The sequence below is a fragment of the Halomonas mongoliensis genome, from assembly GCF_052496345.1.
Map to the genome: position 1 here is coordinate 365,390 of NZ_CP199288.1, position 24,239 is coordinate 389,628.

The following is a 24,239-nucleotide window of genomic DNA, read 5'->3' on the forward strand; positions in this document are numbered from 1 at the left end:
CAGAAAGTGGCGAGACTAGCATGGCGCCCCGAGCCCCTCCAGCGCCCGACCGGCGCCGGGTGCAGCCTCGGCCGCTTTCGGCTAGAATCCTCCGGCCTTGAACCCCTATACCGACCAGCAGCGACCAGGAGCAGGAACAGCCCCATGGCCCATAATGCCTTTTACGCCCAGTCCGGCGGCGTCACCGCCGTGATCAATGCCAGCGCCTGCGGCGTGATCGAGGCCTGCCGCCGTCATCCGGACCAGATCGGCAAGGTCTACGCCGGCCACAACGGCATCATCGGCGCCCTCACCGAGGACCTGATCGACGTGAGTCGGGAGTCCGACGAGGCCATCGCGGCCCTGCGTCACACCCCGGGCGGCGCCTTCGGCTCCTGCCGCTACAAGCTCAAGGACATCGAGACCCACCGCGCCCAGTACGAGCGGCTGATCGAGGTGTTCCGCGCCCATGATATCCGCTACTTCTTCTACAACGGCGGCGGCGACAGCGCCGACACCTGCCTCAAGGTCTCCCAGCTCTCCGAGAAGCTCGGCTACCCGCTCACCGCCATCCACGTGCCCAAGACCGTGGACAACGACCTGCCGATCACCGACAACTCCCCGGGCTTCGGCAGCGTGGCCAAGTACATCGCCACCTCCACCCTGGAGGCTTCCCTGGACATCGCCTCCATGTGCGCCACCTCCACCAAGGTGTTCGTGCTCGAGGTGATGGGTCGCCACGCCGGCTGGATCGCCGCTGCCGGCGGACTCGCCGGCCAGGGCGAGGGCGAGCCGCCCCACCTGATCATCTTCCCCGAGGTGGCCTTCAACCGCGAGGCGGTGATGGCCCGGGTCGACGAGGCGGTCAAGAAGTACGGCTACTGCGTGATCGTGGTCTCCGAGGGCGCCCGCTACGAAGACGGCACCTTCCTCGCCGACTCCGGCAACACCGACGCCTTCGGCCACCGCCAGCTGGGCGGCGTGGCCCCAACCCTGGCCGGCATGGTCAAGCAGGACCTCGGCTACAAGTACCACTGGGCCGTGGCCGACTACCTGCAGCGCGCCGCCCGCCACCTGGCCTCCCGGACCGACGTGGAGCAGGCCTACGCCGTGGGCCAGAAGGCGGTGGAGCTGGCGGTGGCCGGCAGGAACTCCATGATGCCCGCCATCAAGCGCACCTCCGACGCCCCCTACGCCTGGACCATCGAGCCCGCGCCCCTGGCCGAGATCGCCAACCGCGAGAAGTTCATGCCCGCCGAGTACATCAGCGAGGATGGCTTCGGCATCACCGAGGCGTGCCGCCAGTACCTCTCGCCGCTGATCCAGGGCGAGGACTTCCCTCCCTTCGAGAACGGCCTGCCGAGGGTCGCCAAGCTGGCGCTTCACCGGGTCGAGCGCAAGCTGCCGGCGTTTACGCTCTGACAGGGACGAGGTGCGAGGTGCGAGGATCCAGGTTCCCGCGCCTCGAACCTCGCACCTGCCCGAAGGGCGTCAACGCAGCAGCCAGGAGAGCACCAGCAGCAGCAGCAGGATGGCGGCGATGCCCTGCCAGAACTGGCCGGAGTCGCGGAACACCCGCGGCCCCGGGCGCTCCTCCTGGCGCACGGCGGCGAGGGGCTGACGCAGCTCGCGCAGGAACTCCGACATGCGCCGAAAGCGCAGCGAGCGCTGGGGATCCAGGGCGCGGCGCAGGGCCTCGTCCAGGGCCGGCGTCACCTCCGGGTTGCGGGTGCGCGCGCTGCGATAGACCAGCTGCTCGAGATCCGTATGGCTGCGCAGCCGGTTGGGCGTCAGCTCGTAGGGCAGCTCGCCGGTCAACAGCCAGTAGGCCGTGGAGGCAAAGGAGTACTGGTCGCTGCGCCGCCCTACCGAATCGTCCAGGGCGTACTCCGGCGCGCTGTGCTCGGTCAGTCCCACCTGGCGCAGCAGGTCCCTGGCGTCGCCATGGCTCCCGCCGTCGCGGGTGCGGCAGGCGCTGAAGTCGGTCAGCAGCACCTGTCCGTGGGTGTCGATCAGCACGTTGCCCGGGTAGATCTTCTGGTGAAGGATGTCGCGATGGTGCAGGGCCTGGATGGCCTTGCCCAGCTGGTTGACGATGTCCAGCCGCTGCACCAGGGTCGCCTGGGGATGGCGCCTTGCCCACTCGGTCAGGGTCTCCCCCTCCACGTAGGCCATCAGGTAGTAGAGGTAGCGACGCGGCCGGGAGGACTCCATGATCCGCACCACGAAGGGGGACTTGACCCGCTCCACCACCCACTGCTGCAGCAGAAAGTGCTCCAGGTAGACGTTGCGGTTGGAGAGCTCCGGGCTCGGCGCCTTCATTACCATCTCGCGCTCGGTCTGGATATCGCGGACCCGGTAGACCCGGGACTGGGCCGTGCGCGACAGCACCGCCTGCACCTCCAGGCCGTCGAGGCGATCCCCCGGCGAGAGCTCGGGGGGAATCGGCAGGTCGCCGTAGGCGCGACCGGGGTGGTCGGGCTGCTCGTCGGGAAGCTCGTCGATGCGTACCAGCTGGAAGCAGAACTGCTCGGCGCCATAGCCCCGGGACTGGGCCCGCTGCACCGCGGCCCCGGCCAGCCGGTCGCAGGCGGCGTTGAGGTCGCTGGCATCCTGGCGGATCAGCTGCACGTACTCCGAGGGCATCAGGGTGCCGAGCACCGCCTGGGTGGTAAAGAGGAAGATATCGCCCTGCTTGATCGGGAACTGGGCGTAGTCGATATCGATGCTGTTATCCATGCCCAGGGCCCGGGAGGGGTAGCGGTAACCGCCCAGGTCGGTGACATGGTCGCGGCTGAGCTGCTCGAACTCCGCCCCGCGCAGGCGAAATACCAGGGTATCGCCGAGGTGGAAGAGATGCGCCGTGCGCCCGCGGTAGACCATGGCGGAGAGCGAGGAGACGTAGCCGCCCTCGGCGACGCACTGGCTCTGGCTGTAGCACCAGCCGTTGAGGGCGCGCAGCACCCGGGTCGCCGAGGTCTTGACGTCCCAGTGGTCCGGGGTGGAGTAGTAGTCGGCCAGGAAGCCGCGTACGCTGAGATCGCCGGCCTGCTTGGCCATGGAGTTGCGGCGGATCGAGTCGCTGATCACCGCACAGGCGCCCTTGGCATTGAGCTGCCCCAGGTCCGGGTAGCGCACCGACATGGAGCTGCGATGGTGGCGGCGCTCCGGGGCCACATAGGCCTGACCGTAACTCAAGGACAGCTGCGCAGATCCCAAGAGGCATCTCCTTACCCGCAAGGTGGATCTTCCCTGGGGCCTCACGCCGACCTCTCGCCAGCCGGCGGACCCCGCCGGCGCCCATGATACACGTCTGTGCCGCCCGCGTGGTGTCAACCAAAGCCGCAGCGGCCCGTCACCTATGTCGCATTGGTAATCGCTGCCCCCGCTCCGTATAATTTCGCGGATTTTCGCTCAGCGATACACCAGGCTGATTTCCAACCCAAGGAAGCGACGATGAACTTCGATAACATCCCCGCCGGCAAGGACCTCCCCAACGACGTCTACGTGGCGATCGAGATCCCCGCGCATAGCGCACCGATCAAGTACGAGATCGACAAGGACATGGGCGCGCTGCTGGTCGACCGCTTCATGGCAACGCCGATGTTCTACCCGGCCAACTACGGCTTCATCCCCCACACCCTGGCCGACGACGGCGATGCCCTGGACGCCCTGGTGGTGACCCCCGTCCCCGTGCAGGCCGGCAGCGTCATCCGCGCGCGCCCGGTGGGCGTGCTCAACATGACCGATGAGGCCGGCGAGGACGCCAAGCTGGTCTGCGTACCCCATCCCAAGCTCTCCAGCCTCTATGACGACGTCCAGGAGGTGACCGACCTGCCCGAGCTGCTGCGCCAGCAGATCGCCCACTTCTTCGAGAACTACAAGGATCTCGAGAAGGGCAAGTGGGTGAAGGTGGAGTCCTGGGAAGGCGCCGAGGCCGCCCGCAAGGCCATCGAGAAGGCCGCCGCCGCCTACGCCAAGGCCTGAGAGTGCCCCTCTCACTTCGCTGTCGGCGCCAGCCGCCAGACCCAGCAGGGCCGCCCATCCGGGCGGCCCTGCTGCATTCAGGCGTGGGCCCAGGCGGGCCGGCCTAGGCCTCCGGGGCAGCCAGCGCCTCGGGGGGCGGCTCGACGACCTCCTCCTCGAGGCGCTCCACCGCCTCCACCGGCGGCTCGACGGGCTCGGACGGCTCCACCGAGTCCTCGAGCTGCGCCTCGCCGGGCTGCGTCTCGGTGATCTCTGCCGGCGCCGCCAGGGCCGCCGGCGGCTCGGCCAGCCGCTCGGCCAGCGACGCCGCCAGATCCCGGGCGCGGGTCATATGCAGCGCCATGACCAGGGAGTGGTTGGCGAAGACGCCGAAGCCGGAGCCGTTGAGCACCACCGGGCTCCACAGGCGCCGCTGGGTCATCTCCAGCTCGGCCAGCAGGCGCTCCCACTCGCCGCGCACGCCCGCCTCGTCCAGCACGTCGGCCTGGTCACGCTGCACGCCCTCCAGCAGCTGCGCCAGGGCCCAGCCGCTGCCCCGGGCCTCGAAGAAGATATTGTCGACCCGGTACCAGGGCGTGGGCGGCGGCAGCGACTCGGTATCCACGGCCAGTTCGGTCAGCGCCTCATGCCCCCCGACGCTGGCCGCCAGGCGCAGGGCCAGGTCATCGAGCCCCTCGGCCACCGACGCCAGCCAGCTGCCGAGGCCGGCGCCGGGCGGGAAGCCCGCCTCCGGGCCATCCAGGGCGGCCAGCTTGCGATCCAGGGCGGCCACCGCCTCCTCCAGGCGCTGCTCGGTGGAGGGGTAGAGCCAGTCGCGATCATCGCCCAGCAGCGCCTCCCGCGCCTCGACGAGCGCCGCCGAGTCGCCGCCGGCCATCTGCGGCAGGGCCAGGGCAAGGCGCCGCGACTCCTCCAGCACGCCGAGCTCCCAGCTGGGCATATTGTCGAGCCAGACCCCCGGCGGGGCGATATCGTTGCGCAGGTAGCCGCCGGGCTTCTCCAGCAGGGTGGCCACGCTCTGGGCCAGGGTCGCCACGCTCACCGTCCCTCTGGCGCCGGGCGCATAGGCCGCCTCGCCGCGGCGCTCCAGGGTCGCCTGCTCCACGTCGAAGGCGGCTGGCGGCTGGCTCCACCAGATGCCCAGCGCCACGCTGACCAGCAGGTAGAGCCCCACCAGGGCCAGCAGCGGCTTCCAGATCCATCCGTAGCGAGGGCGCTCCAGCGCCTCCTCCTTCCTGCGGCGCCGTGCGGCGCGCCAGCTTTTCAAGCCCATCTTGGTAATTCCTGGCTAATGAACGAGAGCCCGCGACAATGCGACAATCAGGCGCAACGACAACGGACGCGACACGGTCAACGCACCGTGGCTACTGCGTTATCCTAGCACTCACAGCGGGGCTCGGGCGCACGCCGCCACCGCGGGGGGAACCGCCCCGCCGCCCGCCGGTCTGATGGCCGAGCCCCGCCCCGACACCATCCGCCAGGAAAAGGAACGCCCTCTTGATCGCTGCACGACGCCTCGCCCTGACGCTCCTCCTGATGCTGCTGCCCCTGGCCGCTCAGGCGCAGTGGTTCTCCTCCTCCAGCTCCCAGCAGTTCCTGCCCGTGCTGGAGGCCTTCCAGCCCGACGCCTGGCACGACGGCGAGACGCTCTACGTGGGCGTGAAGGTCACGCCCGAGCACTACCTCTACCGCCATCAGTTCGCGGTGGCGTCCGAGGCGGTGGCCCTGGGCGAGCCGCAGATCCCCCAGGGCGAGTTCACCAGCGACGAGTTCATGGGCGACGTCTACGTCTTCCGCGACACCGTGGTCATCGAGGTGCCCCTTGAGGAGGGGGCCAGCGGCGTCTTCCCGCTGACCTTCACCTTCCAGGGCTGCGCCGACGCCGGCCTCTGCTATCCGCCGGAGCGGGTCGCTCTGGAGGCGCCGGAGCGCGCCGCCCCGGCGGCCTTCGCCGCCCTGGCGGGCGGCAACGGCAGTGCACCGGGCGGCGGAGACAGCGCCAGCCCAGGCGAGGGTGCCGCCGGCGCCGCCCCTGCCGCGCCCCAGAGCGATGACGGGCGCTTCCAGCGGCTGATGGCCGATGCCAGCCTGCCGCTGGCCCTGGGGCTCTTCTTCCTGGCCGGCCTGGGGCTGACCTTCACCCCCTGCGTGCTGCCCATGGTGCCGATCCTCTCCTCGATCATCGTCGGCCAGAACCCCGGACGCCCCCGGGCCTTCGTGCTCTCCGCCAGCTACGTGGCCGGCATGGCGCTCACCTATGCCGCCGTGGGGGTGCTGATGGGGCTCTTCGGCGCCGGCCTCAACCTCCAGGCGCGGCTGCAGTCCGCCCCGGTACTGATCACCTTCGCGCTGCTCTTCGCCCTCTTCGCCCTGGCCATGTTCGGCGCCTTCGAGCTGCGCACCTCCCCCCGGCTCTCCGGACGCATCGACGCCTGGCAGGCCCGCGCCCAGCAGAGCGGCCCCGCCGGGCTGGCCCTCGCCGGCGCGCTGTCGGTACTGGTGGTCTCCCCCTGCGTCTCCGCCCCCCTGGCCGGTGCCCTGGTGTTCATCTCCACCACCGGCGACGCCATGATGGGCGGCGCAGCGCTGCTCGCCCTGGGGCTCGGCATGGGGGTACCGCTGCTGCTGGTGGGCACCTTCGGCACCACCCTGCTGCCGCGCAGCGGCGCCTGGATGAACGGCGTCAAGATCGCCTTCGGCATCCTGCTGCTGGGCGTGGCCATCTGGCTGGTGGAGCGCCTGCTGCCCTCGGCGGTGGCACTGCTGCTGTGGGCAGGCCTGGCCATCGGCAGCGCCCTGGCGCTGGGTGCCATGTCGGTCAACCTGCCCCAGGGCTGGCCCCGGGTGCGCCAGGCCGCCGGCCTGCTGCTGATGGCCTGGGGCCTGGCCCTGGTGCTGGGCGCCGCCAGCGGCGCCCATGACCCGCTGCGCCCCCTGGCCACCCTGGGCGGTGGCGGCGGCGCGGCGGCGGTGGAGCCCGCCGAGGTCACCACCGTGACGGGCCTCGACGACCTGCAGCGGGCGCTCGCCTCGGTGAACGACGGCCGCCCGACCTTCGTGCACTTCACCGCCGACTGGTGCATCTCCTGCAAGCAGATGGAGCGACAGGTCTACCCCGACCCCAGGGTCGCCGAATCGCTCTCCGCCTTCGCCCGCATCGACGTCGACGTAACGAACTCCGGCAGCGCTACCCGGGAGCTCCTCGACCACTACGGCCTGTTCGGCCCCCCCAGCCTGCTCTTCTTCCAGGGCGAGGAGGAGATCCGCGAGGCGCGTATCCAGGGCGAGATGCGCGCCCCCGGGCTCGCCTCGCACCTGGAGGGGGTGCTGGGCTGGCTGGAGAGCCAGCAGGGCTGATATCGCCGCCGCCTGCCGGGCGGCGAGTCGTCGCGAACGTCGTCAAACGGCCGTTTAAACCCCCGCTTCTCACGGCATTCTCCGCACCACTGGACATCCCTACTGATTTTCGGCAAACTCCGGCGTCACCCCCTTTTTCAAGGCCAATAGCGCGGTAAGAGTCGTCATCTTGCCGCGATCTCTGGCAAGTTGGCTCGGGTTGACAGCGCCGCCGAGCCGACCCACATTCACTGCACCCAAGCGATCGGGACAACGTCATGGATATCCGCAAGGTCAAGAAGCTGATCGAGCTGCTCGAAGAGTCCAACATCAGCGAAATCGAGATCCAGGAGGGTGAGGAGTCGGTCCGCATCAGCCGTCACCCCAACGGCGTCAGCTGGCAGGCCCCCATGCCCCAGGGCTATGCCGCTCCGCAGCAGCCGGCCCCCCAGGCGCCGGCGGCCCCTGCCCCGGCCGAGCCCGCCGCCGAAGAGCCGGGCTTCCAGGGCCATGCCGTGACCTCCCCCATGGTAGGCACCTTCTACCGCAGCCCGGCCCCGGGCTCCAAGCCCTTCGTGGAAGTGGGCTCCAGCGTCAAGAAGGGTGACACCATCTGCATCGTCGAGGCGATGAAGATGATGAACCAGATCGAAGCCGACCGCGACGGCGTGGTCGAGGCGATCCTGGTCGAGGACGGCGAGCCGGTGGAATTCGACCAGCCGATGCTCGTGATCGGCTGAGCGCCCCGCGTCTCTTCATTCACCTGACACTGGCGGATTCATCATGCTGGACAAGGTACTTATCGCCAACCGCGGCGAGATCGCCCTGCGCATCCTGCGCGCCTGCAAGGAGCTGGGCATCAAGACGGTGGCGGTTCACTCCAAGGCCGACCGCGAGCTGATGCACGTGCGCCTGGCCGACGAGGCCGTCTGCATCGGCCCGGCTCCCTCGGCCCAGTCCTACCTGAATATCCCGGCGCTGATCAGCGCCGCGGAAGTCACCGATTCCAGCGCCATCCACCCCGGCTACGGCTTTCTCTCCGAGAACGCCAACTTCGCCGAGCAGGTCGAGCGCTCGGGCTTCGCCTTTATCGGCCCGCGAGCCGAGACCATTCGCCTGATGGGCGACAAGGTCAGCGCTATCGAGTCGATGAAGAAGGCCGGCGTGCCCACGGTACCCGGCTCCGACGGCCCGCTGCCCGAGGATGACGAGGGCGAGATCGTCGCCATCGCCAAGCGCATCGGCTACCCGGTGATCATCAAGGCCGCCGCCGGCGGCGGCGGGCGCGGCATGCGTGTGGTACACACCGAGGCGCACCTGCTCTCCGCGGTCAACGTCACCCGCACCGAGGCCCACTCGGCCTTCGGCGACGGCACCGTCTATATGGAGAAGTTCCTCGAGAACCCCCGCCACGTCGAGGTTCAGGTGCTGGCCGACGGCCAGGGCAACGCCATCCACCTCTATGACCGCGACTGCTCCCTGCAGCGCCGCCATCAGAAGGTGATCGAGGAGGCCCCGGCCCCGGGCATCGACGAGACCGCCCGCGCCGAGGTGCTCGAGGCGTGTCGCCAGGCCTGCCTCACCATCGGCTACCGCGGCGCCGGCACCTTCGAGTTCCTCTACGAGGACGGCCAGTTCTTCTTCATCGAGATGAACACCCGCGTGCAGGTGGAGCATCCGGTCACCGAGATGGTCACCGGCGTGGACATCGTCAAGGAGCAGCTGCGCATCGCCTCAGGCCTGCCGCTCTCCCTGCGCCAGGAGGACGTGGTGCTCTCCGGTCACGCCTTCGAGTGCCGGATCAACGCCGAGGACGCCCGCACCTTCCTGCCCTCCCCCGGCAAGGTCACCCTCTACCACCCGCCGGGCGGCCTGGGCGTGCGCATGGATTCCCATGTCTATACCGGCTACACGGTGCCGCCCCACTACGATTCGCTGATCGGCAAGCTGATCACCTGGGGCGCCGATCGCGAGGTCGCGCTGACCCGCATGCGAGTCGCCCTGGACGAGCTGCTGGTGGAAGGCATCAAGACCAATACCGACCTGCACAAGGACCTGGTGCGCGACGGCTACTTCCAGCAGGGTGGTGTCAATATCCACTACCTGGAGAAGAAGCTGGGGCTGTGACGCGCCCCGGTGACTTCCGCGGGGCGGCTTCGGCTGCCCCGCTTGCGTTGCCCTCTCCCTCCCACATCACGGAACACCGCCATGCCCTGGCTGCAACTCAAGGCCCATATCGCCCCGGAACAGGCCGAGACTCTCGAGGAGCTGCTGCTCGACGAGGGTGCCACCGCCATCACCCTGCAGGATGCCCACGACGACCCGGTGTTCGAGCCCGAGCGCGGCAGCACGCCACTCTGGAACGAGACGGTACTCACCGGCCTCTACGACGACCTGGAGGGGGTCGATGCCATGCTTGAGCGGGTTCGCCAGGCCTGGGCCAGCGTGGTGCCGGAAGAGCCCTGCCCCGAGATCGAGACGGAGCTGCTCGCCGACCGCGATTGGGAGCGAGAGTGGATGGAGGACTTCAAGCCCATGCAGATGGGCCAGCGGCTGTGGATCGTGCCGAGCTGGCACGAGCCGCCGGAGCCCGGTGCGGTCAACCTGCACCTGGACCCGGGGCTCGCCTTCGGCACCGGCACCCACCCCACCACCGCTCTCTGCCTGGCCTGGCTCGACGGCCTGGCGGTGACCGAGGCCCTCGACGGCCAGCGGGTGCTCGACGTGGGCACCGGCTCCGGGATACTGGCCATCGCCGCGCTCAGGCTCGGCGCGGCCAGCGCCATCGGCACCGATATCGACCCCCAGGCGCTCACCGCGAGCCGCGACAACGCCGAGCGCAACGCCATCGAGGAGGCCCGCCTCCGCCTCTGCTACCCCGAGCAGCTCGACGACGACGAGTCCTTCCCCATCGTGGTGGCCAATATCCTCGCCGGCCCCCTGGTGGAGCTGGCGCCGATGATCGCCGGCCATGTCGCCCCTGGCGGTCGCCTGGCGCTCTCCGGCATCCTCGCCAACCAGGCCGAGGAGGTGCTCGACGCCTATCGCGCCCAGGGGCTCATCATGGAGGAGCCGGTGGTCAGCGAAGGATGGGTGCGGCTGACGGGGCGGCGTCAGCGCTAGACGCGACCCTCCAGCACTTCACCCCATCCGGCTGGGGGCGTATGATATGCCCCCCTTGCTCCTAGCCTGCTGCCCATGTCCGATACCACCTCATCCCTTCCCCGCATCGGTACCCACGCCCTCACCAGCCGGGTGATCCTGGCGCCCATGGCCGGCGTGACCGATCGCCCCTTCCGGCAGCTCTGCCGGCGGCTGGGCGCCGGGCTGGTGGTGGGCGAGATGGTGACCTCGGACCCCAGCCTCTGGCATACCCGCAAGTCGCGGCTGCGCATGGACCACCGGGGCGAGCCCGGCCCCCGTGCCGTGCAGATCGCCGGCGGCGACGCCGAGATGCTCGCCGAGGCGGCACGCCGCAACGCCGAGATGGGTGCCGAGATCATCGACATCAACATGGGCTGCCCCGCCAAGAAGGTGTGCAACAAGGCGGCCGGCTCGGCGCTACTGCGCGACGAGGCCCTGGTGGCCGAGATCCTCGAGGCGGTGGTCGCCGCGGTGGAGGTGCCGGTGACGCTCAAGATCCGCACCGGCTGGTGCGCCGAGAGCAACAACGGCGTGCGCGTGGCCCGCCTGGCCGAGGCCGCCGGCATCCAGGCACTCGCCGTGCACGGACGCCATCGCCAGCAACGCTACACCGGCCAGGCCGAGTACGACACCATCGCCGAGATCAAGGCGGCGGTGGGCATTCCCGTCTTTGCCAACGGCGATATCGACTCGGCCGAGAAGGCCGCCGCCGTCCTGGACTATACTGGTGCGGATGCCGTCATGGTGGGCCGCGGCGCCCAGGGCAACCCCTGGATCTTTCGCGAGATCGATCACTACCTGCGCCACGGGGAGCGCCTGGCGCCCCCGGACGACGAGGAGCGCACGGCCGTGCTGCAGGGCCATCTGACGGCGCTGCATGATTTTTACGGCCACTACATGGGGGTGCGCATCGCGCGCAAGCATGTCGGCTGGTATCTGGCCGCCGACCGCCGCCTGGCCCCCGAGGCGCAGCGCCGGCTCAAGGGCACCTTCAACGGCCTCGAATGCGTTGATGCCCAGCATCGCTTCATTGACGAATACTTTCGCCACCTCCGTGGCGCGGCCAGCGAGCCGCGAGGCACGGGCGTGGCGTCGAAAGGAACACGTGCCGCATGACCAGCCAAGCCTTTCCCCCCAACCCCGAGCTCGCCGGCCATCGCCAGGAGCTCGCCGGGCTGGACGGTGAGCACCAACCGGCCCTCGACGAATCCGCCGGCCAGCGCCCCCTGCGCGAGGCCGTGGACCTCGCCATGCGCCGTTACTTCGCCCACCTGGACGGTGGCGAGGTGACCGGCCTCTACGCCATGGTGATGGCCGAGGTGGAGGCGCCGCTGCTGGCCGCCGTGCTCGACCACACCCAGGGCAACCAGACCCGCGCCGCCGAGATGCTCGGCCTGAACCGCGGCACCCTGCGCAAGAAACTCAAGCAGTACGACCTGATCTGATCCGATTCGAGAAGGGAGCCCCAGGGCTCCCTTCGGCATGTCCTGCCCATGCCGACCCGGCTTCTTCCGTCCCACCCGTCAGCAGAGAGTGACCCCCATGGCCCAAGCCTCTCCCACCCCGGTTCGCCGGGCCCTGATCAGCGTTTCCGACAAGACCGGCATCGTGGATTTCGCCCGTGGACTCAGCGAGCGCGGCGTCGAGCTGCTCTCCACCGGCGGCACCTTCCGCCTGCTTCAGGAGAGCGGCATCGCCGTCACCGAGGTCTCCGAGCACACCGGCTTCCCGGAGATCATGGACGGCCGCGTCAAGACCCTGCATCCGAAGATCCACGGCGGCATCCTCGGCCGCCGCGGCCAGGACGACGGCGTGATGGCCGAGCACGACATCGCTCCCATCGACATGGTGGTGGTCAACCTCTACCCCTTCGCCCAGACCGTGGCGAAGCCGGACTGCACCCTGGAAGACGCCATCGAGAACATCGATATCGGCGGTCCCACCATGGTGCGCGCCTGCGCCAAGAACCACGCCCACACCACCATCGTGGTGGACGCCGGCGACTATGCCCGGGTACTGGCCGAGATCGCCTCCCAGGACGGCGCCGTGAGTGACGCCACCCGTTTCGACCTGGCCGTGAAGGCCTTCGAGCACACCGCCGGCTACGACGCCGCCATCGCCGACTACCTGGGCCAGCTCGCCCCCGGCGGCGAGGCGGGCTTCCCGCGCACCTACAACCTGCAGTTCGTCAAGAAGCAGGCGATGCGCTACGGCGAGAACCCGCACCAGAATGCGGCCTTCTACGTCGAGGCCGATGCCCGCGAGCCGAGCGTGGCCACCGCCACCCAGCTGCAGGGCAAGGCGCTCTCCTTCAACAACGTGGCCGATACCGACGCCGCCTTCGAGTGCGTCAAGGCCTTCACCGAGACCGCCTGCGTGATCGTCAAGCACGCCAACCCCTGCGGCGTGGCGGTGGGCGCCACGGCGCTCGAGGCCTACGACAAGGCCTTCGCCACCGACCCCACCAGCGCCTTCGGCGGCATCATCGCCTTCAACGTGCCGCTGGACGCCGACACCGCCCGGGCCATCATCGACCGCCAGTTCGTGGAGGTGATCATCGCCCCCGGGGTCGCCCCCGAGGCCGTCGAGATCGTCGCCGCGAAGCAGAACGTGCGCCTGCTCGACGTGGGGGCCAGCTGGCCCGGCCAGCGCGAGCACGCCCATGACGTCAAGCGCGTCACCGGCGGCCTGCTGGTCCAGGATCGCGACCTCGGCATGGTCGGCCGCGACGAGCTCACCGTGGTCACCGAGCGGGTGCCCACCGAGCAGGAGCTGCGCGACCTGGCCTTCGCCTGGAAGGTGGCCAAGTACGTCAAGTCCAACGCCATCGTCTACGCCAAGGACGGCCAGACCATCGGCGTGGGCGCCGGCCAGATGAGCCGCGTCTACTCGGCGAAGATCGCCGGCATCAAGGCCGCCGACGAGGGGCTCTCGGTGCCCGGCTCGGTGATGGCCAGTGATGCCTTCTTCCCCTTCCGGGACGGCATCGACGCCGCCGCCGCCGCCGGCATCGCCGCGGTGATCCAGCCCGGCGGCTCCATGCGCGACCAGGAGGTGATCGACGCCGCCAACGAGGCGGGTATCGCCATGGTCTTCACCGGCATGCGCCACTTCCGCCATTAAGGTGGGGAAAACGCTGGATCTCGACCATGCGTCGTTGAAAGTCGGCTCGTGCGCGAGTCCGATCAAGATGCTCATTTGCAACAGCAAACTCCGCTCTTTCGCCGACTTTCGCCTAGCCTGGCCATCGCCCAGCCGTTTTCTCAAGCAGCTCAGATAAGAAAACCCCATCGGTCATGACCGATGGGGTTTTCGCTTTATGCTTGTCTACCTCGCGAAACGGTGCGAGCGAAGGTCAGACAAGGCGAAAACTGGCGAAGAAGCGGAGCTTACGTCCGTAAGTGAGCATTCTGAGCCAGTTTTCAACGCCGTATGACCGAGCGCAGCCCGTTTGTTACCCAAGATCCATGCAGAGGTACTTGGTCTCCAGGAACTCCTCCAGCCCCTGGTGGCCGCCCTCGCGGCCGAGGCCCGAGGCCTTGACCCCGCCGAAGGGGGCGGCGGCGTTGGAGATCAGCCCGGTATTGATGCCCACCATGCCGTACTCCAGGGCGTCGGCGACGCGCCAGACGCGGCCCAGGTCCCGGGAGTAGAAGTAGGCGGCGAGGCCATACTCGGTGTCGTTGGCCATCTCCACGGCGGTCTCCTCGTCGTCGAAGGGGAAGACCGCGGCCAGGGGCCCGAAGGTCTCCTCCTTGGCCACCTTCATGCGCTCGTTGGCGAAGCTGATCAGGGTCGGGGTGAAGAAGTTGCCCCCCAGGGGGTGGGGATGGCCGCCCATCAGCAGCTCGGCGCCCTTGTCCACGGCGTCCTGGATGTGCTCGCTCACCTTGGCCACCGCCTTGTCATCGATCAGCGGGCCGATATTGATCCCCGCCTCGGTGCCGTCCCCCACCCTGAGCTCGCTGTGCATGGCCACGGCCAGCTTCTCGCAGAAGGCGTTGACCACGCTGGACTGCACCAGGAAGCGGTTGGTGCAGACGCAGGTCTGGCCGGCGTTGCGGAACTTGGCGGCCATGGCCCCCTCCACGGCGGCATCCAGGTCGGCATCCTCGAAGACGATGAAGGGCGCATTGCCGCCCAGCTCCAGGGAGATCTTCTGGACATGCCGAGCCGCCTTGGCCATCAGCTCGCGGCCCACCTCGGTGGAGCCGGTGAAGGTGATCTTGCGCACCAGGGGCGACTCGGTCATGGCCGCGGCGATCTCGCCGGCGCGCCCCGGTACCACGTTGAAGACGCCGCGGGGAACGCCGGCGCGCTCGGCCAGAAGGGCCAGAGCGGTGGCCGAGAAGGGGGTCTGGCTGGCCGGCTTGATGACGATGGTGCAGCCAGCGGCGAGCGCCGCCCCCGCCTTGCGGGTGATCATCGCCGAGGGGAAGTTCCAGGGCGTGATGGCGCCCACCACGCCCACCGGCTGCTTGGTGACCAGGATGCGCTGGTTGGCCTTGGCGGCGGGAATGGTCTCGCCGTAGACGCGCCGCGCCTCCTCGGCGAACCAGCGCAGGAAGCTCGCCGCATAGGCGATCTCGCCGGCGGCCTCCTTGAGCGGCTTGCCCTGCTCGAAGGTCATGATCATGGCCAGGTCGTCCTGGTGCTCGAGCATCAGGTCGTGCCACTTCATCAGGATGTCGGCACGCTCCTGGGCGGTCAGCCCCTTCCAGGCCGGCAGGGCGGCATGGGCGGCGTCGATGGCGCGCTCGGTCTCGGCACGCCCCAGGCGCGGCACATCCCCCATGGGCTGGCCGGTGGCCGGATTGACCACCTGGATCTGTTCACCGCTGTCGGCGGCGACCCAGCTGCCGTCGATATAGGCAAAGGGGCAGTAGAGCTGCGTTTCCTTGAGGGCTTCCATGGAGATCTCCTGGGCACGGGGCAGTGTTGTAGTGGACGGGGCATGGCGGCCGGATTTGCCATCTAGGATAAGGGAGCCGGGCTCTCCGGCGCCACGCCCGTGAAAGGCTTGATGACGAGCTCGCTCAACGCTCGGTGGCGTTCTGCTCCGGGACCATGAACTCGGCGGGCGGCGCCGATGGCGTCGGCTCGACCAGAGCGGTCAGGACCGCCAGCACCAGCACCAGGGCGATGGCCAGCCAGCAGAAGGTGCGGCCGATATAGCGCTCCGGCTCGCGGCGGATCTGGCGCAGGCCCAGCAGCGCCAGCACGGCGGCGGCCAGGTTCAGCGGCACGAAACCGCCCTGCAGCAGCAGGGCCAGCAGCGCCGTGACGATGGCGCTCATGGCCAGGGGGGAGTAGCGCCTGCGGGCGGGGCGCGGGGAATCGCTGTCGGTGTTCAAGGTCACTCCTGTTCGATCGACCGCCTCGGGGAGGTCCCATCCTAAGGGCAAAGGCCCCGGCGCTCAAAGCGACAGGGCCTTCAGGAGGGCTTTCGGCAAACGGACGGGGCGCTAGCCGCGACGGGGCTCCCGGGTGGCGGAGAGCGTGATGGATACCGAATCGGCGAAGCGCAGGGCGTGGGGCTTGTCGATCTCCACCTGGGCGGTAAGCACCTGCTCGTGAGACATGATCAGGTCGAGCACTTCCCGGGTCATGCGCTCCAGCAGCAGGAAGCGGTTCTCCTCCACGTGGGCGATCACCTCCTTGGTGATGGTGCGGTAGTTGAGCGCCTGCTCGATATGGTTGAAGGCCACCGCCTTGTCGGCCCGGTAGCGAATCACCGCGTTGATCACCACGTCTTGGCGGTTCTGGATCTCCTCCTCCTTGATGCCGATATAGGTACGCAGCCGGAGGTTCTTGATCCGAATGGTGGCCAGGTCGTGGTCGAAGTGCTGGTCGTCGATGGCATGCATCGGCATGGCCGTTCTCCTTGGCGGTTGAGCCTCAGCGTCCGTTGACCAGGGTCAGGAACTCCTGGCGGGTCGAGATATTGTCGCGGAAGGCGCCCAGCATCACCGAGGAGGTCATGCTGGAGTTCTGCTTCTCCACGCCGCGCATCATCATGCAGAGGTGCTTGGCCTCTACCACCACCGCCACGCCGCGGGCATTGGTGACCTGCAGCACCGCTTCGGCGATCTGACGGGTCAGGTTCTCCTGGATCTGCATGCGCCGGGCGTACATGTCCACGATGCGCGCAAACTTGGAGAGTCCCAGCACCTTGCCGCTGGGCAGGTAGGCGATATGGCACTTGCCGATAAAGGGCAGCAGGTGGTGCTCGCACATGGAGTAGAGCTCGATATCCTTGACCAGTACCATCTCGTCGGTCTCGGACTCGAAGACAGCGCCGTTGACGATCTCCTCCAGCGACTGCAGATAGCCGCGGTTGAGAAACTGCATCGCCTTGGCCGCCCGCTTGGGCGTATCGCGCAGGCCCTCGCGCTCGGGGTCCTCCCCCAGCGCCTGGAGGATCTGCCGGTAGTGGTTGGCGATTTCTTCGGTCATCGTCGGGCCCGTCCTGTTCATCGTCTCGTCGTGTATATCCCACACTCATGTACAGAAGATATACACGAAAAAAATATTGTACAAGTCAATTCATCGTGAATCCCGTATTCTAGCCTACCCGGCTCCGCCAGGCAGGCGCCGTGCGTGACATCCTGCCGCACCCGGGACCAAGCGCGCATGGGAGCCACCTTCCGCGCTGTGCTAGAATCATGGCTCTCATGCTGTGCACGACCCTTTTCGAGAGCCCGACATGTTAAAGACCCCCGTGACTCTGCTGCTGGCCACCCTGCTGGCGCCTTCTCTGGTGCTGGCCGCCACCCTGGAACTTCCCGCCGATGCCAACCTCGAGGTGCAGGTGATCGACACCCTGGTGCTGGACCAGGAGACGCCGCGCCGCGACGATATCCTGCTGCGCCCGGCGGCCAACGGCCAGGGCACGCACCAGCTCCCCGACCACTGCGTCATGGTGGGCGACGCCCGCCTGGAAGGCGACCGGGTGCGCATCACCACCAGCTCGGTCACCTGCATCGCCACCGACGGCGGCGACAGCGAGATCTACAGCGGCGAGATGTCTGCCGCCGGCTATGGCGCCGACGGCAGCTTCGGCATCCCTGCCTGCCAGGACGGCCGCTGCGAGCTGACCCCGGAGCAGACCTTCGAGCTGCGCCTGGCCAGCGGCCTGAGCATCGAGGAGCAGGAGAACCCCTCCGAGCAGATCAATATCCAGCGCCGCCAGGCCAACGGTGCCGGCGTCGCCAACCCGATCCCCGCCGAGCGCCCGAACCCGGACCAGCAGTAGGCCCGACGCCAAGGTCCCAACGCGAAACGCACCCTCTCGAGGGTGCGTTTCGCGTTTGCGGGGTCACCCGTCAGGCGAGCCAGCGGGACTCCCGCTCCAGCACCAGGCGCTGCTGCTCCAGCAGGCGCAGCTGGCCATCCCAGTAGCCCGCCTCGGCAAGCCACGGGAAGGCCGGCGGAAAGGCGGGGTCGTCCCAGCGCGCCACCAGCCAGGCGCTGTGCCGCAGCAGCCGCAGGGTGCGCAGGGGCTCCATCAGCGCCAGCTCCCGGCGGTCGAAGTCGCGATGCTTCTCATACCCCTCGACCACCTCGGAGAGCTGCATATGGCGCTCCTCGTCGTGCTGGGCGGTGATCAGCATCCAGAGGTCCTGCACCGCCGGCGCCATCAGGCAGTCGTCGAAATCCACCAGGGCAAAGTGCTCGTCGCGCCCCAGCATGTTGCCGATATGGCAGTCTCCCTGCACCCGAATCGCCCGCTCGGCGGGCCAGGCGTGGTCCGCCAGGCGCTCGTGCAGGGCCGCGACCAGGCGCTCGTAGGCGACGCGGCGGCGTCCGTCGAGCCAGTCGCTGGCCAGTACCCGATCCCGGGCCTCGAGGACCATGGCGTCGAGGTCCATGACCGGACGGTGGCGAAAACGCCCTCGCTCCCCGACCGCATGGGTAGCGCCGATCAGCTCGCCCAGGGCGAAGAGGTGCGCCGGATTCTCCAGCTCCGGCGCCTGCCCCGGCAGGTGGGGAAAGAGCCCGAAGCGAAAGCCCTCGGCACGGTGCAGGCTCACGCCCTCGGCGTCGCGCCAGGGGGCGGAGACCGCCACCCCGTCCGCGGCCAGCTCGTCCAGGAAGTCGTGCTCCTCCTGGATGGCCGCATCGCTCCAGCGTTCGGGACGGTAGAACTTCACCACCCAGCGGCGCCGGTCGTCGTCGTGCACCAGATAGACGCGGTTCTCGTAGCTGTTGAGGGCGAAGGGCTCGCCTGGCAGCCAGAAGCCCAGCGACTCTACCGCCGCCACCACCTTGGCCGGCGAGAGGGTGGCATAGGGATGCAGTTGGGGGTCCATGGCAGCGCGGCGCCTCTCGGTGTTCAGGGGCCTCCATGCTAACAGGCCCAGCCCCCTTCAGGGCAGCAGCGGCGTGCGCGCCACCGCCCAGGCCTCCACCTCCCGAGCCCCCGCCCGGCGGCAGGCCAGCGCCAGGGCGTTCAGGGTCGCCCCGGTGGTCATGACGTCATCGAGCAGCGCCACCCGGGCCGGCAGCGGCACGCCCACCCGGAAGACCCCGCGCACGTTGCGCTGCCGCTCGTCGCGGTCCAGCCCGCGCTGGCTCGGGGTATCCCGGTGCCGCTCGGCTCGCACCAGAGGCACTCCCAGCCGCCGCGCCAGGCGCCTTGCCAGCCAGCCGGCCTGGTCGAAGCCGCGCTCCCGGGCCCGCTGCGGGTGCAGCGGCACCGCCACGATGGCCTCGGGCCAGCCCCGGGCCTCGGCCGGAAGCCCCGCCTCCAGCAGCGCCAGCAGCACCGCCCCCGCCCGGGGCGAAGCGTGGAACTTGAAGCGGCGCATCAGGCCCGCCACCTCCGCCTCGTAGCGCAGCGGCACCCGGCTGCGCCCGAAGGCCGGCGGCGCCACCAGGCAGTGGCCGCAGGGCTCCCCCGCCAGCGCCTCGGGCAGGGGCTCGGCGCAGTGCGGGCAGGCCGCAAGGTTCCAGGGCAGCGCCGAGAAGCAGGACGAGCACCAGGGTGCAGCAGGCGCTGCCGCCTCCAGGCAGAAGGCACAGCGGCCGGGGAGCGCCCGACGCAGGGCGCCGTCAACCACGGAAATCACACGGGTTGACAGAGAGCGCCACTGCGGTAGGCTTTCCGTCAACTTCTCCAACGACCCCAGGTTGACCATAAGCGAGCCCTCCCCCGATGACCCAAGCGACGCCCCCAACGGCTCACCCCGCCGATACCCAGACCCTAGACGCCGAGGCGCCGGTTCGCCACGACTGGACCCTCGAGGAGATCGAGGCGCTCTTCGCCCTGCCCTTCAACGACCTGCTGTTCCGGGCCCAGCGGGTGCACAGGGCCCATTTCGACCCCAACGCCGTGCAGGTCTCTACCCTGCTTTCCATCAAGACCGGCGCCTGCCCGGAGGACTGCAAGTACTGCCCCCAGTCGGGCCACTACAACACCGGCCTCCCCAGGGAGAAGCTGCTGGAGATCGAGAAGGTGGTGGAGCAGGCCGCGGCGGCGAAGGCCGCCGGCGCCAGCCGCTTCTGCATGGGGGCGGCCTGGAAGAGCCCCCGCGAGCGGGATCTCGAGCTGGTGCTAGAGATGGTGCGCCGGGTCAAGGCGCTGGGGCTCGAGACCTGCATGACCCTGGGGATGGTGGACGGCGACCAGGCCGGGCGCCTGGCCGAGGCGGGACTCGACTACTACAACCACAACCTCGACACCTCGCCCGAGTATTACGGCGAGATCATCACCACCCGCAGCTATGCCGACCGCCTGGAAACCCTGGGCAATGTGCGCGACGCCGGCATGAAGGTGTGCTCCGGGGGGATCCTGGGCATGGGCGAGGCCCCCCGGGACCGCGCCGCCCTGCTCCAGCAGCTGGTGAGGCTCGAGCCGCACCCGGAGTCGGTGCCCATCAACATGCTGGTCAAGGTGCCGGGCACGCCCCTCGAGGACGTGGAAGACCTGGACCCCATCGACTTCATCCGCGCCATCGCCGTGGCGCGCATCCTGATGCCGAAGAGCCACGTGCGCCTCTCCGCCGGCCGCGAGCAGATGAGCGATGCCACCCAGGCGCTGGCCTTCCTGGCCGGGGCCAACTCCATCTTCTACGGCGAGCGGCTGCTGACCACCGCCAATCCCCAGGCGGAGCGCGACCGGGCGCTGTTCGCAAGGCTGGGCCTGCACCCGGAGCGCCGGGAGACCTGCGCCGACGACGCCCAGATGCAGGCCAGGGTGACGACAAGGGTGCAGGCGAACGTCGAGGCAGATCTCGCCCGCCAGGCCGCCGCCAGGGCTGGCGAACTCGCCTACGACGCCGGCGCCTGAGCCATGACGACCGACCGCTGGACACAGCGCCTGGCGGCCCGCGCCGCCGAGCGCCGCGCGCAGGGCCTGTGGCGACAGCGCCGCACCCTGGCCTCTCGGGCTCCGCGCCTCGACTTCGCCGGCAACGACTACCTGGGACTGGCCGGCGACCCGCGCCTGGCCGAGGCCATGGCCCGAGGCGCCCGCCGCTTCGGCGCCGGGGGCCGCGCCTCGCACCTGGTCTGCGGGCATCGCGACGTGCACGAGGCGCTCGAGGGCCGACTGGCCGAGCTCACTGGCCGCCCCCGGGCCCTGCTCTTCTCCACCGGCTACATGGCCAACCTGGGCACCCTGCAGGCGCTCTGCGAACCCGACACCCGGCTCTTCCAGGACCGCTTGAACCACGCCTCCCTGCTCGACGGCGCCACGCTCTCGGGCGCCCCCTCCCGGCGCTTTCACCATGGCGACCTGGGTGACCTCGAGCGGCTGCTGGCCCGCGCCCCCGCCGCAGCGCCGAAGCTGGTGGTCAGCGACGGCGTCTTCAGCATGGATGGCGACGTGGCCGATATTTCCGGCCTCGCCGCGGCGGCGCGCCGCCACGACGCCTGGCTGATGATCGACGACGCCCACGGCCTCGGGGTGCTCGGCGAGCGCGGAGACGGCTGCGTGGGCCGCGCCCACGGCGTGGAGGAGGTGCCCGTCCTGGTGGGCACCCTCGGCAAGGCGCTCGGCACCGCCGGCGCCTTCGTGGCCGGAAACCATAAGCTGGTCGACCACCTCATCCAGTTCGCCCGCCCCTATGTCTACACCACCGCCCAGCCGCCCGGCGTCGCCGCGGCCACCCTCGCGGCGCTCGATATTCTCGCCGCGGAGCCGGAGCGGCGCGCGCGCCTGGCCAGCCTGATCGCGCGCTTCCGCACCGAGGCCGCGGGCCTGGGGCTGCCGCTGACGGAGAGCCACACGCCCATCCAGCCCCTGGTGCTGGGCGAGAGCCCCCGGGTGATGGCCTGGGCGGCACGGCTCGACGCCCGCGGCATCGACGTGGGCGCCATCCGCGAGCCCACCGTGCCCCGGGGCCAGGCGCGGCTGCGTATCACCCTCTCTGCGGCTCACGCCGATGACGACCTGGAAAGGCTGCTGGCGGGGCTGGCCGACTGCCAGGCCGCCGAGGCCAGTGCCGCGGCGGAGGCGACCCCGTGACCCGCCTGGTGCTGCTCTCCGGCTGGGGCTGCGACGCGCGTATCTGGCAGCCGCTGACCGACCGCTGGCCCGATGGTATCGAGGTCAGCGCCCCGGACTGGCCCGGCTACGGCACCCGCCCGGCGCTGGCGAAGCCCGCCTGCCTGGAGGCCCTGGCCGAGGCCATGGCCCCCGCGCTGCCGGCCGATGCGGTCTGGGTCGGCTGGTCCCTCGGGGGCCTGCTGGCCGCCAGCCTGCTCGAGAAAGCGCCCACCGCGCCGCGCGGCCTGCTGCTGCTCGGCGCCGGGCCGCGCTTCTGCCACCCCGAGGGGATCAGCCGCGAGGCGCTGGCCGACTTTCGCCGCGCCTTCGCCCGGGCGCCGAGCGCCGCCCTGGCCCACTTCCGGCGCTGGCAGCTCGACGGCGAACCCGCCCCCCGGGAGGCCCACCGCAGGCTGCAGGCGCTGCTGGGTGACGGGCCCGCCCCGGACCGCGCCACCCTGGCGGCCGGCCTCGGCTGGCTGGCCGAGCTTGACGCCACGGCGACGCTGGCCGCCCCGCCCTGCCCGGTGTACCGCCTGGCCGGCGAGCGCGACCCCCTGCTGGCCCCGGCCGCCGTCACCGACGCCGACCGGATTCTTGAGCACGCCGGCCACTGCCCGATGCTGTCGCGGCCCGACGACCTGGCCGCGGCCCTGACGACGCTCGCCCGGCGCTGCGCGGCCGGGGCGGGCCGGGCGCCGGAAGCCGATCCCACCCGGCAGGAGAGCCCCATATGAGCGCCCTGCTGGAGCACCACCGCGCCCCCGAAGCAGATGAGCGCGCCGACTGGCGACGCCGGGTGGCCCACGCCTTCTCCCGGGCCGCCGGCGACTATGTGCGCCTGGCGACCGCCCAGCAGCGCATGGGCGACACCCTCTGGGCGCGCCTGCCGCCCCGGGCCGACGCCGTGCTCGACCTGGGCTGCGGCCCCGGCCACTGGAGCGTCCGGCTGGCCGAGCGCTACGGCCGCAACGCCCGGGTGCTGGGCCTGGACCTGGCCCCCGGCATGCTGAGCGAAGCGCACCGCCTGCATGGCGATGCGGCGCGCTGGCTCTGCGCCGACGCCGCCGCCCTGCCGCTGCCCGACGCCGGCCTGGACCTCGTCTTCTCCAACCTGGCGATTCAGTGGTGCCCCAGCCTGGAGGACACGCTGGCCGAGCTGGCCCGGGTGCTGCGCCCGGGTGGCCGCGCCCTGATCAACACCCTGGGGCCCGGCACCCTGGCCGAGGTGGGCCACGCCTGGTCGCGCCCCGACGCCCTGCTCCCCTTTCAAAGCCGCGAGCGGCACCTGGCCGCGGCGCGCCTAGCCGGCTTCCGCGAGGTCACCGTCGACGCCCGGGCAAGGCGTTTCCACTACCCCGACCTGCCGGCGGTGATGGCCTCCATCAAGGGCGTGGGCGCCCAGACCGCCCGCCCCGGCGCGCGCCTGAGCCGCGCCGAGGTGGCCCGGGCCCGGCGCCAGTATGAGGCGCTGCGCGAGCCCCGAGGGCTGCCCGTCACCTACCAACTGCTGACCCTGGAGCTGATCCGCTGAGATGCCCGCCTACTTCGTGACCGGCACCGATACCGACGCCGGCAAGACCCTCGCCGCCTGCGGCCTGCTGGCCCGGGCCCGCCGCGCCGGGCTCACCACCCTGGGCCTGAAGCCCGTCGCCTCCGGCAGCGACGCCACCCCCGGGGGCCTGCGCAACGCCGATGCCCTGGCCCTGCAGGCCCAGAGCCGGCCCCAGGCGGGCTCTGCCGGGGGCCAGGCCGTGGACTACGCAACGATCAACCCCTACGCCTTCGCCCCTGCCATCGCCCCCCACCTGGCCGCCCGGCGCGCCGGGGTCGAGGTGCGCCTGGCCGATCTCAGCGGCTGGCTGCGCCCCCTGCTGGCCCTGGAGTGCGACCTGACCCTGGTGGAGGGCGCCGGCGGCTGGCGGGTGCCGCTCAGCGCCCGGGAGGACCTCGCGGGCCTTGCCGCCGCCCACGCGCTGCCGGTGATCCTGGTGGTGGGGCTGCGGCTCGGCTGCATCAGCCAGGCGCGGCTGACCGCCGAGGCGATCGCCCACGACGGGCTGCGCCTGGCCGGCTGGATCGGCAGCCTGGTGGAGCCGGCTTTTGCCGAAGACGACGCCCTCTACCGCGACAACCTGGCCACCCTGGCGAGCGCCCTGCCCGCCCCCTGCCTCGGGGTCATCCCCCGGCTGCCCGCCGGCACGCCCCGGGCCATGGCCGACTCCGCCGCCGGCTGCCTGGAACTTCCCGATGTTCATTGACTTGGGAGGCGCCGTCCGTAAAATGATCGCGCCTGCCTACT

Annotated in this window: 23 protein-coding genes; 15 read left to right on the forward strand and 8 right to left on the reverse strand. The window is 70.2% G+C overall.

What is annotated here, in order from left to right; all coding sequences use genetic code 11:
* Nucleotides 1–144: 144 nt before the first annotated feature.
* Nucleotides 145–1,401: a 6-phosphofructokinase gene (locus tag ACRYRV_RS01670; protein WP_444984164.1), complete on the forward strand. Its 1,257-nt coding sequence runs from the start codon at nucleotides 145–147 to the stop codon at nucleotides 1,399–1,401.
* Between the two features lie 69 nt (nucleotides 1,402–1,470).
* Here the strand turns inward: ACRYRV_RS01670 and ACRYRV_RS01675 are convergent, their stop codons facing one another.
* On the reverse strand, nucleotides 1,471–3,198 hold the full coding sequence (locus ACRYRV_RS01675) for a protein kinase domain-containing protein (protein WP_309635780.1): 1,728 nt from the start codon (nucleotides 3,196–3,198) through the stop codon (nucleotides 1,471–1,473).
* Between the two features lie 237 nt (nucleotides 3,199–3,435).
* On the opposite strand from ACRYRV_RS01675, the gene ppa reads away from it, so the two are divergent.
* Nucleotides 3,436–3,966 carry an inorganic diphosphatase gene (gene ppa, locus ACRYRV_RS01680; RefSeq protein ID WP_253451068.1) on the forward strand — a complete coding sequence of 177 codons (531 nt, stop codon included), beginning with the start codon at nucleotides 3,436–3,438 and terminating at the stop codon, nucleotides 3,964–3,966.
* 103 nt (nucleotides 3,967–4,069) lie between these two features.
* Here the strand turns inward: ppa and ACRYRV_RS01685 are convergent, their stop codons facing one another.
* The gene (locus ACRYRV_RS01685; RefSeq protein WP_444984163.1) at nucleotides 4,070–5,239 is read right to left on the reverse strand and encodes a DUF2333 family protein; all 1,170 of its coding nucleotides are present in this window, start codon (nucleotides 5,237–5,239) and stop codon (nucleotides 4,070–4,072) included.
* Between the two features lie 224 nt (nucleotides 5,240–5,463).
* Here ACRYRV_RS01685 and dsbD point away from each other — a divergent pair, with 224 nt between their 5' ends.
* The 7 genes from dsbD (at nucleotide 5,464) to purH (ending at nucleotide 13,569) form a co-directional block, all read left to right on the forward strand.
* Nucleotides 5,464–7,323, forward strand: coding sequence for a protein-disulfide reductase DsbD (dsbD, locus tag ACRYRV_RS01690; RefSeq protein ID WP_444984162.1), 1,860 nt, complete (start codon nucleotides 5,464–5,466; stop codon nucleotides 7,321–7,323).
* 257 nt (nucleotides 7,324–7,580) lie between these two features.
* On the forward strand, nucleotides 7,581–8,042 hold the full coding sequence (gene accB, locus ACRYRV_RS01695; RefSeq protein ID WP_253451058.1) for an acetyl-CoA carboxylase biotin carboxyl carrier protein: 462 nt from the start codon (nucleotides 7,581–7,583) through the stop codon (nucleotides 8,040–8,042).
* A 43-nt stretch (nucleotides 8,043–8,085) separates the two neighbouring features.
* The gene (accC, locus tag ACRYRV_RS01700; RefSeq protein ID WP_253451055.1) at nucleotides 8,086–9,429 is read left to right on the forward strand and encodes an acetyl-CoA carboxylase biotin carboxylase subunit; all 1,344 of its coding nucleotides are present in this window, start codon (nucleotides 8,086–8,088) and stop codon (nucleotides 9,427–9,429) included.
* Nucleotides 9,430–9,510: 81 nt separating this feature from the next.
* Nucleotides 9,511–10,425 (forward strand): 50S ribosomal protein L11 methyltransferase, encoded by a 915-nt coding sequence (gene prmA / locus ACRYRV_RS01705; RefSeq protein WP_444984161.1) that lies wholly within the window; start codon nucleotides 9,511–9,513, stop codon nucleotides 10,423–10,425.
* Between the two features lie 75 nt (nucleotides 10,426–10,500).
* A complete protein-coding gene (dusB, locus tag ACRYRV_RS01710) occupies nucleotides 10,501–11,562 on the forward strand; it encodes a tRNA dihydrouridine synthase DusB (protein WP_309635775.1) in 1,062 nt (353 codons plus the stop codon).
* Nucleotides 11,559–11,891 (forward strand): DNA-binding transcriptional regulator Fis, encoded by a 333-nt coding sequence (gene fis / locus ACRYRV_RS01715; protein WP_253451046.1) that lies wholly within the window; start codon nucleotides 11,559–11,561, stop codon nucleotides 11,889–11,891. The genes dusB and fis overlap by 4 nt, the downstream gene beginning before the upstream one ends.
* Before the next feature lie 97 nt (nucleotides 11,892–11,988).
* Nucleotides 11,989–13,569: a bifunctional phosphoribosylaminoimidazolecarboxamide formyltransferase/IMP cyclohydrolase gene (gene purH, locus ACRYRV_RS01720; protein WP_309635774.1), complete on the forward strand. Its 1,581-nt coding sequence runs from the start codon at nucleotides 11,989–11,991 to the stop codon at nucleotides 13,567–13,569.
* Nucleotides 13,570–13,900: 331 nt separating this feature from the next.
* Here purH and ACRYRV_RS01725 read toward each other — a convergent pair whose 3' ends face one another.
* The 4 genes from ACRYRV_RS01725 to folE form a co-directional block, all read right to left on the reverse strand.
* Nucleotides 13,901–15,358, reverse strand: coding sequence for an NAD-dependent succinate-semialdehyde dehydrogenase (locus tag ACRYRV_RS01725; RefSeq protein ID WP_110069704.1), 1,458 nt, complete (start codon nucleotides 15,356–15,358; stop codon nucleotides 13,901–13,903).
* 124 nt (nucleotides 15,359–15,482) lie between these two features.
* The gene (locus ACRYRV_RS01730; RefSeq protein ID WP_444984160.1) at nucleotides 15,483–15,800 is read right to left on the reverse strand and encodes a hypothetical protein; all 318 of its coding nucleotides are present in this window, start codon (nucleotides 15,798–15,800) and stop codon (nucleotides 15,483–15,485) included.
* Between the two features lie 111 nt (nucleotides 15,801–15,911).
* Nucleotides 15,912–16,319: a dihydroneopterin triphosphate 2'-epimerase gene (gene folX, locus ACRYRV_RS01735; protein WP_253451040.1), complete on the reverse strand. Its 408-nt coding sequence runs from the start codon at nucleotides 16,317–16,319 to the stop codon at nucleotides 15,912–15,914.
* A 25-nt stretch (nucleotides 16,320–16,344) separates the two neighbouring features.
* Nucleotides 16,345–16,902 (reverse strand): GTP cyclohydrolase I FolE, encoded by a 558-nt coding sequence (gene folE / locus ACRYRV_RS01740; protein ID WP_253451037.1) that lies wholly within the window; start codon nucleotides 16,900–16,902, stop codon nucleotides 16,345–16,347.
* 250 nt (nucleotides 16,903–17,152) lie between these two features.
* Between folE and ACRYRV_RS01745 the strand changes: the two genes are divergently transcribed.
* Nucleotides 17,153–17,701 (forward strand): hypothetical protein, encoded by a 549-nt coding sequence (locus ACRYRV_RS01745; RefSeq protein WP_253451034.1) that lies wholly within the window; start codon nucleotides 17,153–17,155, stop codon nucleotides 17,699–17,701.
* 70 nt (nucleotides 17,702–17,771) lie between these two features.
* Here ACRYRV_RS01745 and ACRYRV_RS01750 read toward each other — a convergent pair whose 3' ends face one another.
* Complete coding sequence (locus tag ACRYRV_RS01750; protein WP_444984159.1) at nucleotides 17,772–18,758, reverse strand: serine/threonine protein kinase; 987 nt, start codon at nucleotides 18,756–18,758, stop codon at nucleotides 17,772–17,774.
* A gap of 57 nt (nucleotides 18,759–18,815) precedes the next feature.
* Complete coding sequence (locus ACRYRV_RS01755; RefSeq protein ID WP_444984158.1) at nucleotides 18,816–19,508, reverse strand: ComF family protein; 693 nt, start codon at nucleotides 19,506–19,508, stop codon at nucleotides 18,816–18,818.
* 95 nt (nucleotides 19,509–19,603) lie between these two features.
* On the opposite strand from ACRYRV_RS01755, the gene bioB reads away from it, so the two are divergent.
* Genes bioB through bioD form a run of 5 tightly spaced genes read left to right on the forward strand, consistent with a single transcriptional unit; the run spans nucleotide 19,604 to nucleotide 24,198 of the window.
* Nucleotides 19,604–20,737, forward strand: coding sequence for a biotin synthase BioB (gene bioB / locus ACRYRV_RS01760; RefSeq protein WP_444984157.1), 1,134 nt, complete (start codon nucleotides 19,604–19,606; stop codon nucleotides 20,735–20,737).
* A gap of 3 nt (nucleotides 20,738–20,740) precedes the next feature.
* The gene (gene bioF, locus ACRYRV_RS01765) at nucleotides 20,741–21,916 is read left to right on the forward strand and encodes an 8-amino-7-oxononanoate synthase (RefSeq protein WP_444984156.1); all 1,176 of its coding nucleotides are present in this window, start codon (nucleotides 20,741–20,743) and stop codon (nucleotides 21,914–21,916) included.
* Nucleotides 21,913–22,674, forward strand: coding sequence for an alpha/beta fold hydrolase (locus ACRYRV_RS01770; protein ID WP_444984155.1), 762 nt, complete (start codon nucleotides 21,913–21,915; stop codon nucleotides 22,672–22,674). The genes bioF and ACRYRV_RS01770 overlap by 4 nt, the downstream gene beginning before the upstream one ends.
* Nucleotides 22,671–23,471 carry a methyltransferase domain-containing protein gene (locus ACRYRV_RS01775; RefSeq protein WP_444984154.1) on the forward strand — a complete coding sequence of 267 codons (801 nt, stop codon included), beginning with the start codon at nucleotides 22,671–22,673 and terminating at the stop codon, nucleotides 23,469–23,471. The genes ACRYRV_RS01770 and ACRYRV_RS01775 overlap by 4 nt, the downstream gene beginning before the upstream one ends.
* A gap of 1 nt (nucleotide 23,472) precedes the next feature.
* On the forward strand, nucleotides 23,473–24,198 hold the full coding sequence (gene bioD / locus ACRYRV_RS01780) for a dethiobiotin synthase (protein ID WP_444984153.1): 726 nt from the start codon (nucleotides 23,473–23,475) through the stop codon (nucleotides 24,196–24,198).
* The last annotated feature ends 41 nt before the right edge of the window (nucleotides 24,199–24,239 follow it).